At 68.4% G+C, this 12,817-nt stretch carries 11 protein-coding genes and 1 pseudogene; 7 read left to right on the top strand and 5 right to left on the bottom strand.

Annotated elements, in window-relative coordinates; all coding sequences use genetic code 11:
* Window positions 1-64 precede the first annotated feature (64 nt).
* Window positions 65-1,264, top strand: a complete 1,200-nt coding sequence (metK, locus tag G6N58_RS21840) for a methionine adenosyltransferase (RefSeq protein ID WP_068916657.1) — start codon at window positions 65-67, stop codon at window positions 1,262-1,264.
* Between the two features lie 94 nt (window positions 1,265-1,358).
* Window positions 1,359-2,027, top strand: a complete 669-nt coding sequence (locus G6N58_RS21845) for an HAD-IA family hydrolase (protein ID WP_115277305.1) — start codon at window positions 1,359-1,361, stop codon at window positions 2,025-2,027.
* Window positions 2,028-2,042: 15 nt separating this feature from the next.
* On the opposite strand, the gene G6N58_RS21850 is transcribed toward G6N58_RS21845, so the two are convergent.
* Genes G6N58_RS21850 through G6N58_RS21860 form a run of 3 tightly spaced genes read right to left on the bottom strand, consistent with a single transcriptional unit; the run spans window position 2,043 to window position 5,351 of the window.
* Complete coding sequence (locus G6N58_RS21850; RefSeq protein WP_115277304.1) at window positions 2,043-3,440, bottom strand: GntP family permease; 1,398 nt, start codon at window positions 3,438-3,440, stop codon at window positions 2,043-2,045.
* Window positions 3,433-4,407: a 3-hydroxyacyl-CoA dehydrogenase family protein gene (locus tag G6N58_RS21855; RefSeq protein ID WP_115277303.1), complete on the bottom strand. Its 975-nt coding sequence runs from the start codon at window positions 4,405-4,407 to the stop codon at window positions 3,433-3,435. Before G6N58_RS21855 ends, G6N58_RS21850 begins: the two co-directional genes overlap by 8 nt.
* A 23-nt stretch (window positions 4,408-4,430) precedes the next feature.
* Window positions 4,431-5,351 (bottom strand): sugar phosphate isomerase/epimerase family protein, encoded by a 921-nt coding sequence (locus tag G6N58_RS21860; protein WP_068919800.1) that lies wholly within the window; start codon window positions 5,349-5,351, stop codon window positions 4,431-4,433.
* Window positions 5,352-5,448: 97 nt separating this feature from the next.
* On the opposite strand from G6N58_RS21860, the gene G6N58_RS21865 reads away from it, so the two are divergent.
* The 4 genes from G6N58_RS21865 (at window position 5,449) to G6N58_RS21880 (ending at window position 9,317) form a co-directional block, all read left to right on the top strand.
* Entirely contained in the window at window positions 5,449-6,228 is a 780-nt protein-coding gene (locus tag G6N58_RS21865; protein WP_232067952.1) for a GntR family transcriptional regulator, read from the top strand.
* 96 nt (window positions 6,229-6,324) lie between these two features.
* On the top strand, window positions 6,325-8,043 hold the full coding sequence (gene lerK / locus G6N58_RS21870) for an L-erythrulose 1-kinase (protein ID WP_115277301.1): 1,719 nt from the start codon (window positions 6,325-6,327) through the stop codon (window positions 8,041-8,043).
* Window positions 8,044-8,065: 22 nt separating this feature from the next.
* Window positions 8,066-8,524, top strand: a complete 459-nt coding sequence (locus tag G6N58_RS21875) for a ribose-5-phosphate isomerase (protein WP_068916662.1) — start codon at window positions 8,066-8,068, stop codon at window positions 8,522-8,524.
* Window positions 8,517-9,317 carry a triose-phosphate isomerase gene (locus tag G6N58_RS21880; protein WP_272866072.1) on the top strand — a complete coding sequence of 267 codons (801 nt, stop codon included), beginning with the start codon at window positions 8,517-8,519 and terminating at the stop codon, window positions 9,315-9,317. Before G6N58_RS21875 ends, G6N58_RS21880 begins: the two co-directional genes overlap by 8 nt.
* Here the strand turns inward: G6N58_RS21880 and G6N58_RS21885 are convergent.
* Window positions 9,313-10,776, bottom strand: a pseudogene (locus G6N58_RS21885) (flavin-containing monooxygenase); the annotation flags it as partial. The gene G6N58_RS21880 and the pseudogene G6N58_RS21885 sit on opposite strands and share 5 nt — an antisense overlap.
* 9 nt (window positions 10,777-10,785) lie before the next feature.
* Window positions 10,786-11,712, bottom strand: a complete 927-nt coding sequence (locus G6N58_RS21890; RefSeq protein WP_115277299.1) for an alpha/beta hydrolase — start codon at window positions 11,710-11,712, stop codon at window positions 10,786-10,788.
* A 174-nt stretch (window positions 11,713-11,886) separates the two neighbouring features.
* Here G6N58_RS21890 and G6N58_RS21895 point away from each other — a divergent pair, with 174 nt between their 5' ends.
* A complete protein-coding gene (locus G6N58_RS21895) occupies window positions 11,887-12,750 on the top strand; it encodes a sugar phosphate isomerase/epimerase family protein (RefSeq protein ID WP_115277298.1) in 864 nt (287 codons plus the stop codon).
* Window positions 12,751-12,817: the final 67 nt, after the last annotated feature.

A 12,817-nucleotide genomic window follows, 5' to 3' on the forward strand; every position in this document is an offset into this window, starting at 1 on the left:
CGCTGGCGATAAGCTTCGCCCGGCTGACATGTGATGAGGGCTTAGCGCCGGAAGGGATGGGGACGTGAGCGAAGCACGGCTGTTCACGAGCGAGTCGGTGACCGAGGGGCACCCCGACAAGATCTGTGACGCCATCAGTGACTCGGTGCTCGACGCGCTCCTGGAGCAGGACCCCCGGTCGCGCGTGGCTGTCGAGACCCTGGTGACCACCGGTCAGGTGCACGTCGCCGGCGAGGTGACCACCAGCGCCTACGCCGACATCCCGAAGATCGTCCGCGACCGGATCCTCGAGATCGGCTACGACTCGTCGACCAAGGGCTTCGACGGAGCCTCCTGCGGCGTCAACGTCGCCATCGGTGCGCAGTCGCCCGACATCGCCCAGGGCGTGGACACCGCGCACGAGGCGCGCGTCGAGGGTGCCGCGGATCCGCTGGACTCCCAGGGCGCCGGCGACCAGGGCCTGATGTTCGGCTACGCCATCAAGGACACCCCGGAACTGATGCCGCTGCCGATCGCGTTGGCGCACCGCCTGTCCCGCCGGCTGACCGAGGTCCGCAAGAACGGCGTGCTGCCCTACCTGCGCCCCGACGGCAAGACCCAGGTCACCATCCAGTACGACGGGACCACGCCGGTGCGCCTGGACACCGTGGTGCTCTCGACCCAGCACGCCGCCGACATCGACCTGGACACGCTGCTGTCGCCCGACATCCGCGAGAAGGTGGTCAACACCGTCCTCGACGACCTGGCCCACGAGACCCTGGACACCTCGGACTTCCGCCTGCTGGTCAACCCCACCGGCAAGTTCGTCCTGGGCGGGCCGATGGGTGACGCCGGCCTGACCGGCCGCAAGATCATCGTCGACACCTACGGCGGCTGGGCTCGCCACGGCGGCGGCGCCTTCTCCGGCAAGGATCCGTCGAAGGTGGACCGTTCGGCTGCCTACGCGATGCGCTGGGTCGCCAAGAACGTCGTCGCCGCCGACCTGGCCGAGCGCGTCGAGGTCCAGGTGGCCTACGCCATCGGCAAGGCCGCCCCGGTGGGTCTGTTCGTCGAGACCTTCGGCACCGAGACCGTGGACCCGGCCCGCATCGAGAAGGCCATCACCGCGGTCTTCGATCTGCGCCCCGGCGCCATTGTCCGTGACCTGGACCTGCTGCGGCCCATCTACGCCCAGACCGCCGCGTACGGCCACTTCGGCCGGACCGACATCGAGCTGCCGTGGGAGCAGCTCAACAAGGTCGAGGACCTCAAGGCCTCCGTCTAGTACTGCCGAGCAGACGCGAACTCGGGTTCCGGAGCCAGTTTCCGGCCGAGTTCGCGTCTGTTCGTTTTTCCGCACCACCACCGGAAGCAGGCTCATGATCATCACCTTCGATCTGTTCAGCGCGTTGACCGACTCCCGCCGCGGCGGGTCGGCCGGCTTCGCGGTGTTGGCCCGCGAACGCGGCTGGGACCTCAGCGGGGAGCAGCTCTACGACGAGTGGGACCGCCACAACAAAGAGGCGCAGCGGCTGGTGGACACCAGCGGTCAGTGGGTGAGCTTCGCGGCCATTTCGCGCAACGCGCTGGCTGCGGCGTACGCCGCGCTGGGCCTGACCGCCGACGCGGAAGCCGACATCGCGACGATCCAGGCCGGTGTCGGCGACTGGCCGCTGTGGCCCGACGTGGCCGAGGGACTGCCCGCGGTGGCCCAGCACGCCCGCATCGGGATCTTGTCCAACGTCGACGACGCGCTGGCGCGGTCCACGCAGGCCTACCGTCTGGTGGACCCGGAGCTGGTGTTGTCCTCCGAGCGACTGGGTGCCTACAAGCCGGACCCGGCGATCTATCAGCGGGCCAGGGAGCTGGCCGGAGACGGCATGGTCCACGTCGCGGCATCCGCACGCGATGTGCGGGGGGCGTTGGAGGCGGGCATCCCGACCGTGCGGATCGCCCGGCCGGGTCACACCGTGGACCCGGCCGGCCCTACTCCCACCGCCGTGGTGCAGACCGTGGCCGAGGTTCCGGCCGCGATCGGGCGGCTCTGAGTCACCGCCGGTGCGTCAACTGGCGACCGCGTAGAGCACCCACGCCAGTCCGAACGCCATGAACCCGATGGCGGTCGCAATGACCGTCCAGGTCTTCAAGGTGGTCACGGTGTCGAATCCGCAGAAGCGGCCGATCAGCCAGAAGCCGGAGTCGTTCACGTGGGAGAACGTGATGGATCCGGCGGTGATGCCCACCACGACGGCGGCCAGCGCGATCGGGTTCAGGTCCATCCCCATCACCGCGGGCGCCATGATCGACCCCGCTGTGGTCGCGGCGACGGTGGCCGAACCCTGCGCGACCCGGAAGACCACCGCGACCAGGAAGCCGGCCAGCATGACCGGCAGCCCGATGGCATCCAGGCCGTCGGCCAGGGTCTGGCCGATCCCGGTTTCGGTGAGCACCCGGCCGAAAGCGCCACCGGCACCGGTGATCAGGATGATCGAGCAGACCGGCGCCAGCGCGTCGTCGACCAGCTTCTCGAGCACCGATCCAACGGGCTCGCGCTTGCGACGTGGCAGGACGTAGAGCACGAGCATGGCCAGGAGCACCGTGATGAGCAGGGCCATCGAGGTGGTGCCGATCAGCCGGGACAGCTGATAGGCGATGTTGTCGTCGGTGACCACGCCGTCGGCCTCCAGCGTGGAGAACACGGTGTTGAAGAAGATGAGCATCAGCGGCAGCAACAGGACGGCGATGATGGTCCAGAAGCCGGGACGCTCGTCCTCGGGGTACTCCTTCGGCTCACCGAGCAGCGTCGGTACCGGCATGTTCGGGTAGCGCTTGGCGATCAGCAGGCCCAGTCGGTACCCGGCCAGATACCAGGTCGGTAGGCCGATGAGCAGTGAGACGATGACCACCATCCCGATGTCGGCGCCCATCACCGTGGCAGCGGCGGTGGGCCCCGGATGCGGGGGTGTCAGGGCGTGCATCATCAGGAAGGCGCCGATCGACGGCAGCACGTACAGCATGAACGAACCGCCCAGTCGCCGTGCCACCGTGTAGATGATGGGCAGCATGACGATGAAGCCGGCGTCGAGGAAGATGGGGAAGGCATAGAAGAGCGAGGCGACAGCCAGCGCCAGCGGAGCTCGTTTCTCGCCGAACGTGGCCAGCATGCGATCAGCCAATACCTGTGCGCCACCGGTCATTTCGACAAGGCGACCGAGAACCGCGCCGAAACCGACCAGCAGCGCCACCGTACCGACAGTGTTGCTGAAGCCCGCGATGACCACGCTGACGACATCGCCGATGCCGATACCGGCGGCGATGCCGGTCAGTACGCTGACCACGATCAGCGAGAAGAACGCGTGCAGCCTGACCTTGATGATCAGGACCAACAGCACCGCAATGGCGACCAGCGCGATGACCACCAGTAGTGCGGCCGGCCGCTCCGCGAGGACGATCTCATCCATGGGTCGCCGATCCCTTCGGTGCCGGGCCGAGCTCACGGAGCAGATCTCCCATGCGCGAGTACGCTTTGTTGCGGTAGGCGATCACGTCGGCCTTCGTCTTGTCGTCGAAGTCGCCCGTCCAGCCCTTGCCGTTCTTGGTGCCGTGGCGGCCGGCGTCGACCGCCTCCGCGAGCATCCGGGGAGTGGCCATCCGCTCACCGAATTCGTTCTCCAGCGTCGTGTAGCCCTTGGCATACACATCGAGACCGGCCTGATCGGCGATCGCGAACGGACCGAAGAACCCCAACCGGAACCCGAACGTGGTGCGCACGATGGTGTCGACATCCTCCACGGTCGCGACACCCTGCTCGACGATGAGGGTCGCCTCCTTCAACAGCGCATACTGCAAGCGATTCAAGGCCATTCCGGGCGTATCGGCGACCTGGGCGCCCTCGCGTCCTGCGCGCACCAGGAGGTCTTTGACCGCGTCGATGACCTCCTGCGTGGTGGCCTCCCCGGCCACCAACTCGACACCGGGGATGAACGGCGCCGGATTGGAGAAGTGCACCGTGAGGAACCGCTCGGGATGGGTGACCGCGTCCACCAGCACCTTGACCGGGATGGTGGAGGTGTTGGTGCCGATGATGGTGTCGGGACGTGCGGCCCGGGACACCCGGCCCAGGACGTCCTTCTTGACGTCGACGTCCTCGAAGACCGCCTCCAACACGAAATCCACGTCGGAGACCGCATCTTCGATGGTGGCGCCGGCGGTGAGGTTGCCCATGATGGTCTCGGCGCTACCGACGTCGAACAGGCCCTGCTCTTCGAACTCCCGCGCCTCCTTGTCGAGGCGGGCCAGTGATTCCTGCGTGGCGTCGGCGCTGACGTCGGCGATCTGGACCTGAAAGCCGTTGAGCGCCAGTACCTGTGCGATTCCACCGCCCATGTAGCCCGCGCCGACGACGGTGACTGAATTGATCGTGCTCATGCGATGTCCTTCCGGAGATGAGATCAAGCGAGGGCCGACGTCAGAACCTGGTGGATGTACTCCCGGTTCTCGGCGCAGACGCCCAGAGAGTCGGAGCCGTAGTGCTCACAGCAGAACGGGCCGGTGTAACCGAGTTCGAGTGCCAGCCTGATGATCTGCCGATAGTTGATGTAGCCGTACTTCAGTGGCAACGGTGCCGAGCTGTACGCACCGGTGGCCGGATCGAAATCCCGCGAGTAGTTCTTGATGTGCCAGAAGTTCGAGTAGGGAAGCACTTTCGCGAACATCTCGCTGAAATGCGGCATCGGCCGGTGCAACCGGATGAGGTTGCCGAGATCGGGGTTGAGGCCCACGGCGTCGTGGTCGACGTCGCGGATGAACTCGACCGCGTCCTCGGGGGTGCCGATGTAGGTGTCTTCATACATTTCGAGGCTGAGCGCAATGCCGTTGGCGCGCGCGTGATCGCCGAGTTCCCGGATGCGAGTGATCGCCACATCGCGCAAGGCGGGGTCGTCGACGTGGCCCTGGACCAGCCAGAACCAGATCTGCTCACTCTGCTCGGGCGTGATCGCCTGCATGAAGCCGGTGTTGACGATGGTCGCACCGAATGACGGGGCGAGGTCGATGAGGCGATGGGCGTCGTCGAGGTTCTTCTGACCGTTGCGCACGTCGACCACCGAGTTGCGGGTCATGGAGATCGACGAGATGGCCAGACCCTCGTCACCGAGTACCGTCCGGAACTCCTCGACGCGCGCATCCGAGAGCGCCGCCAGCGGCACCCAGGCGTCGGTCGGGTCGATGAAATCGAACCCGAGCTCGCGGACCTGACGCAGCTGCGACGCCCACACCGCGGCCGGGGCGTCCTTGATGTGGCCGCCGCCGGGCGCTTGATTGCCGAAACCGAGCATGTTGGCCGCTATCGGCCAGGTGTGAGCTGAATGCATCGCAATCTCCATAGTGGTCCAGGTCATACAGCAGCTGATCCTATAGGATTTCGGAGTCCTGGTGTCAATGCGGGCTAGAATTCACTGCCGAATCAGCGTGGTGCTGAATGTCGGCGACGTCTGCGGCGTTGACCCGCCGTGGGAGTGCCGAGGTGGCGGAAAGGCCGGACGCGTGGGACCCGACGAGCATCACCGGTCGCCGGTGCGCAACACCCTGGTCGATCAGGTCTACGAACGCCTCATGGAATTGCTGCTCGACGGCACGCTGCGCTCCGGTGATGCGGTCAGCATCGACGGCACCGCCCGTCACCTGGGCGTATCGCCCACACCGGTGCGTGAGGCGCTGGCCCGGCTGGAGTCCACCGGAAACGTCGTGCGCACGGCGATGCGTGGTTACCGGGTGCCGGACATGCCGGACGCCAAGGAGATCTCCGACATCATGGACGCCCGACTGCTGATCGAGCCCCGACTGGCTGAATTGGCCTGCGCGCGAGGTGATTCAGGGCTGATGAACGCACTGCTGGAGGCGATCGACGAGCAGGACCGGGCGCCGCACACCTCCGACGCCGCCGCGATCCGCCGCTACCACCGCGCCGACGAGGAGTTCCACCGCCTCATCGCCGAGTACGCCGACAACGCAGCACTGCTGCGGGCGTACGACGCGCTGGGCGGCCACGGGCAACGCTTCCGGCTGTTCATCGGCGTGGGCGTGCAGGACTCCGCCTGCGCGATCGCCGAACACCGGGAGATCCTGGCGGCGCTGCGCCGAGGTTACGGCCCCGAGGTCTACCGGCTGATGTTCAGCCACATCAGCGGGGTCAAGCAGCGGGCGCTGGCCGAACACGAGCAGGCCCAGCGCATGAAGGCGCCTGACTAGGTGGCTGAAATCCTATAGGATGTGACCAGCCCCCACCCCCGTTGGTTCGGTACTCGGGGTGACAAAACTCACCAGCGCATCGCCAAGGATGGAACAGTGACGTACCTCCTCAACACCCCAGACGATTTCGCCGACGAGGCCATCCGCGGCCTGGTGGCCGCCCACCCCGACCTGCTCGTCGAGGTCCCCGGCGGCGTGGCACGCGCCACACAGACCCCGTCGGGTCAGCCCGCACTCGTCATCGGTGGGGGCTCGGGGCACTACCCGGCCTTCGCCGGATGGGTCGGTCCGGGCATGGGCCACGGCGCACCGTGCGGGAACATCTTCTCCTCGCCGTCGGCGTCGCAGGTGTACTCCGTGGTTCGCAACTGTGAGAACGGCGGCGGAGTCATCCTGGGCTTCGGCAACTACGCCGGCGACGTCCTGCACTTCGGCCTGGCCGCCGAGAAACTGCGCCACGAGGGCATCGACGTCCGCATCATCACCGTCAGCGACGACATCGCGTCGAACAGCCCGGAGAACCACCGGGACCGTCGCGGCGTCGCCGGTGACCTACCGGTGTTCAAGATCGCAGGTGCCGCAATCGAAGCCGGTGCCGACCTCGACGAGGCCGAGCGGCTGGCCTGGAAAGCCAACGACGCAACCCGGTCATTCGGGCTCGCCTTCGACGGCTGCACCCTGCCCGGGGCGGGCGAGCCGCTGTTTCATGTCGACAAGGGCCGAATGGGCATCGGGCTCGGCATCCACGGCGAACCCGGCATCAGCGAAGCACGTATCGGTACCGCCGCCGAGGTCGCGGACCTGTTGTTCGACAAGGTGATCGCCGAGGAGCCGCCTCGCAACGACGACGCCGGCTACACCGGCCGGGTCGCCGTCATTCTCAACGGGCTGGGCACGGTGAAGTACGAGGAACTGTTCGTCGTCTACGCGCGCATCGCCGAACGGCTGGCCGACCACGGTCTGACGGCTGTGCGGCCCGAGGTGGGTGAGTTCGTCACGAGTCTGGACATGGCCGGCGTGTCGCTGACGCTGGTGTTCCTCGACGAGGAACTCGAAAAGCACTGGCTCGCACCGGTGGTGACATCGGCCTACTCCCGCGGTGTGCTGCCGACGGAGGAGCGGCCGGCCCGCGAGGGCATCTGGGACGCAGCGAAGGCCGAGATCCCCGATTCCGGCGCCGAGTCCCGAGCCTGCGCGCAGAAGATCGCTGCCGTCCTCGACATGTTCCGGCAGGTGTGCGCCGACAACGAGGCCGAACTCGGGCGCCTGGACGCGGTCGCCGGGGACGGCGATCACGGCCAGGGAATGGCGTTCGGCTCCCGCGGTGCCGCCGACGCCGCCCGAGCCGCCGTCGACGACGGTGCCGGCGCCAGGACGACGCTGCTGATCGCGGGCGAAGCGTGGGCGCAGGCAGCGGGGGGAACGTCAGGAGCCCTCTGGGGTGCGGCGCTCACCAGCGCCGGCGGTGTGTTCACCGACGCCGAGGGCGCCGGTGAACACACCGTGGTCGACGCGATCGCCGCGGGAATCGACTCCATCCTGCGCCTCGGTGGCGCGGAGCCGGGCGACAAGACCATGGTCGACGCCGCCGTGCCGTTTCGTGCGTCCCTGATGGACGCCTTCGACGGTGATGCGGGCGCGGCCATCACCCAGGCTGCGCAGGTGGCCCGCCGGGCGGCCGACGACACCGCCGACATCGCGGCGCGACTGGGTCGCGCGCGGGTGCTGGGTGACAAGAGCGTGGGCACCCCAGACCCGGGGGCCCTCTCGTTCTCGATACTGATGGCCGCCCTCGGCGACCATCTGTCCCGATGACACAACCCCGAAGGAGCTGACCATGGCATTGAGAATCGTGATGGGCGCAGACAACGCCGGTTTCACCTACAAGGAAGCACTGCGTAAGGACCTCGAGTCCGACGATCGGGTGGCGTCGGTCACCGATGTCGGAGTCGGGACCGCCGAGGACGACACCGCCTATCCGAACGTCGCCGTGGCGGCCGCGGAGAAGGTCGCGCGCGGCGAAGCCGACCGCGCACTGCTGATCTGCGGTACGGGGCTGGGAGTGGCCATCGCGGCGAACAAGGTCAAGGGCGTCCGCGCCGTCACCGCGCACGACATCTACTCGGTGCAGCGCTCGGTGTTGTCGAACAACGCCCAGGTGCTGTGCATGGGGCAGCGGGTCGTGGGACTGGAGTTGGCGCGCGTGCTCGTCAAGGAGTGGCTGGGACTGGAATTCGATCCCGCGTCGTCGTCGGCGACCAAGGTCGACGCCATCTGCGCCTACGAAGGTGACTGACTCCCGGGCGCCCGGACCGGGCGTGGAACGCGCGTTGTGGATCGGCACCAGCTGGAAGATGACCAAGACGCTCGACGCCGCCCGCCGCTACATCCGCGGCTTGGCCGACTACCTGGCCCGGACGCCGCTGCCGGGTGTCGCGCCCTTCGTCATCCCGTCGTTCACGGCGGTGGCCGCGGTTGGTGATGAATTGCCCTCCGGCACACAGGTATTGCTCGGAGTCCAGAATGCCCACTGGGAGGACGAGGGAGCCTGGACCGGGGAGGTGTCCGTCCCGCAGGCCGCCGACGCCGGAGCGAGGATCGTCGAGATCGGCCACTCCGAGCGTCGCGAGCACTTCGGCGAGACCGTCGAGACCACCCGGTTGAAGGTGGCCGCGGTGCTGCGCCACGGCCTCATCCCGCTGCTGTGCATCGGTGAGAGCGACGAGGTCAAGCGCGCCGGCGACACCTCACGCTTCATCCTGGACCAGGCCGGCGGCGCTCTCGACGGCTTGAGCGACGACCAACTGGGACGGGTCCTGATCGCCTACGAACCCATCTGGGCGATCGGCGACAAGGGGCGTGCGGCCACGGTCGAGGAGCTCCGGGCGCCGTTCGCGGACCTGGGCCGGGAGTACGGCGATCGCACCGCGGGACTGCTCTACGGAGGCTCGGTGAACCCCGACAACGCCCTCGATCTCCTGGGCATCGACCAGGTCACCGGGCTGTTCGTCGGCCGTGCCGCGTGGGAACTGCCCGGCTTCCAACAACTTCTGGAGATCGCTGCGGCTCATCCGAAGGCGGCCCGCTGAAGCGGTAGTCGTCGAGGTCGAAGCGTCTGCTGCGCCAATCCGCAGCCAGGGTGGTGGCCGGGCGCAGCGGTACGTCGCCGTGTTTGTCGAAGTAGTAGCTGTTGGCGTTGGCGCAGCTGTCCTGCCAGAAGATCTGGCGGCGGCGCTTGCGCATCATCTCGGCGAAGTAGCGGGCATTGGCCTCGGGCCTGATCTCCACGCGGGCGGCGCCGCGCCGGCGGGCCTCGCGCAGGCAGCGCACGATGTGGCGGGTCTGGGTCTCGATCAACGCGAAGAACGACGAGCCGACGTATCCGTAGGGCCCGCAGACCGAGAAGAAGTTCGGGAACCCGGGCACGCTGACGCCCTCGTAGGCCTGCATGCGGTGGGTGTCCCAGAACTGCGCCAGGGACTGCCCGCCGGCGCCGATCACGGGGAATCCACCCGTGTCGACGTCCATGACGGAAAACCCGGTGGCCAGGATCAGGACGTCGAGGCCGTGCAGTTCCCCGTCGGCGGTCTCGACCCCACCGGGGCGGATCGCGGCGATGGGATCGGTGACCAGGTGCACGTCGTCGCGGTTGTAGGTGCTCAGATACGTGTTGTGGAAACCGGGCCGCTTGCAGCCCACGGCGTACCGCGGCGTGAGTTGGTCCCGGATCTGCGGGTCGCGCACCTGGCTACGTAAGTAACTGCGGCCCAATGCTTCTGCACGCTTGCCGAGCGGCAATACGGTGGCGTAGTGTGCGGACAGCGGAAACGTCACCTCGACGTAGGCCTGGCTGAGCAGTCGCCAGAAGGTCTTGCCGCCCGGTATCCGCATGGCCCAGCGCACCGGCAGCGGCAGCGGCAGATCGGCTTTCGGGAAACACCAGATGGGGGTGCGCTGGAAGACGGTCAGATGCGCTGCCACCGGCGCGATCTCGGGAATGGCCTGCACCGCTGAGGCGCCCGTCCCGATGACCCCGACGCGCAGGCCGGTGAGGTCGCGCCCGTGGTCCCAGCGCGCGGTGTGCATGGTGACCCCGGCGAAGGAGTCCACCCCCGGGATGTCGGGCAGCTTCGGCACCGTCAGCACGCCGGCGGCGTTGATGACGAACCGCGCGATGATCTCGCCGCTGTCGGTCTGCAGCCGCCACACCGCGGCGTCCGCATCGAACTGCGCGCCGGTGACCGTGGTGGCCAACCGCATCCGGGTGCGCAGGCCGTACTTCTTGACACAGTGGTCGGCGTAGGCCTTGAGTTCACGGCCCGGCGCGTAGGTGCGGGACCAGTCGGGGCTCTGCTCGAAGGAGAACTGGTAGGAGAACGACGGGATGTCCACCCCGATGCCGGGATAAGTGTTCCAGAACCAGGTGCCGCCGGCCTCGGGCGCCGCATCGACGATGAGGTAGTCGTGGATGCCGGCCCGGTCCAGGGCGATGGCGGCCCCGATCCCGGAGAACCCGGCGCCGACGATCACGCAGTGGGGGTGACCCATCACCTCACTCTAGGAGTGCAGTGCCGATCGCAGGGCCGATAAGCCGCGATCCATCGCCTCGGTGCAGGCGGGGATCAGCCCGGCGAAACCCAGATAGCCGTGAACCAGCGTCTCGGCGTGGTCCACCGTCACCGGAACCCCTGCTGCAGAGAGCAATTCGGCATAGGCCAGACCGTCGTCGCGCAACGGGTCGTGACCGGCCACCGCCACGTACGCCGGGGCCAGCCCGGCGAAGTCCGTCGCCCGTCCCGGAGCCAGCGTCGCCGGGACGTCCGCAGCGTCGATCTCACCGGCGTACCACGCCGAGAACGCTTCGACGGAGCGCAGATCCAGGATGGGGGCCGCGGCGTTCTCGGTGAACGACGGCAGCGTGTTGTCCCACATCACCGTCGGGTACCACAGCAGCTGGAACGCCGGCTGCGGGCCGCCCTCGGCGCGGGCCAGTTGCGCCACCACCGCCGCCAGGTTGCCGCCCGCGGAATCGCCGGCGACGGCCAGTCGGGTGGCGTCGGCGCCGATGTCGGCGGCGTGGGTGCCCACCCAGCGGGTGGCCGCCCAGACATCGTCGACAGCAGCCGGGTGCGGGTGCTCCGGTGCCAGCCGGTAATCCACCGACACCACCACGGCCTCCGCGCCCACCGCGTGCTGGCGTGCGGTGCCGTCATAGGTGTCCAGGTCGCCGACGGCGAACCCGCCGCCGTGGAAGAACATCACCACCGGCAGCGCCCCGCCCGCGCTGGGCGGGGTGTAGATCCGCACCGGCACCGGGCCGGCCGGCCCGTCGATCACCCGGTCAACGGCCTCGACCTCCGGAAGGATGGGCTGGCGCGGCAGGTCGCGGAAACGGGCCCGGGCAGCCTCGGCGCCGCCGTCGGTGGTCAGCTGGAACGGCATGGCGTCCAGCACCTGTTGGAGTATCGGATCGATCGCGGCCATCCCGACAACCTACGTGGCCACACCGGGCCGCCGCCGGGGGTGCCCATCCGGACTTTCTGCGTCGTTGCCAAGCGGCGAGAACATCCTCGGCAGCGACCAATTGCGCTTTGCTGCAGCGAGGATCGGGAAAAGGTAGCACCCCACCGCGCCTGCGCAATCCCGAGAATCACCGCCATGGATGACGCCCAGCGCGGCGACGGCGGGCGAGCGCTGTCGCTGGCACCCCTGACCGTGCTCGAACTCGGACCCGACGAGCTCGTGGACGTGGCGGCGGCGGCGGGTTTCGACGCGGTGGGGCTGCGGCTGATCCGGGCTACGCCCGAAGAACCGCTGCGACCGGCGGTGGGCCGTACGCCGTTGGTCCGCGACATCAAGCGCCGCCTCGACGACACCGGGCTGCGGCTGGTCGACATCGAGGTGCTGCGGTTGCGCCCGGACACCCACGTGCGTGACGACTACGGTGTCTTCCTCGAGACCGGCGCCTTTCTGGGAGCCGAGCAGGTGCTGGTCACGGGCAACGATCCCGACCACCACCGCACCGCCGACCGGTTCGCCGAACTGGCGCAGCTGTGCGCCGAGCACGGGCTGACCCCCAACCTCGAACCGATGCCGTGGACCGAGGTGGCCGACCTGCAGCAGGCGGTCTCGATCCTCGCGCGCGCCGGCCACGACAACGCGGGCCTGCTGGTCGACGCCATCCACTGGGACCGGGCCCGCAACACCCCGGCGCAGCTGGCCGCGCTGCCCCGCAACTGGATTCGGTATGCGCAGATCTGCGATGCGGTGGCGCCGCGCCCGACGACGGTGGACGAGATGATGTACCAGGGTCGGTCTGCGCGACTGTTCCCCGGCCAGGGCAGCATCGACCTGGTCTCCATGCTGCACGCCCTGCCCGCCGGTATCCCGATCAGTGTGGAGGCGCCGGTGCGGTGGGATGCCCCGGCGCAGGTGCGGGCGCGGGCCGCGCAGCGCGCCGCCCGCGCTGTGCTGGACCTGGTGGACCGCGACGAGGGCAGGCAGACCGCACGGTACGCCTGAGTGCTGCTCGGCGGCGTCGGCGCGCGCCGCGGTCGAGTACCTTCTCTGACGTGGCGTCGCTAGCGGA

The sequence above is a fragment of the Mycolicibacterium tokaiense genome (genome assembly GCF_010725885.1).
GTDB lineage: Bacteria > Actinomycetota > Actinomycetes > Mycobacteriales > Mycobacteriaceae > Mycobacterium > Mycobacterium tokaiense.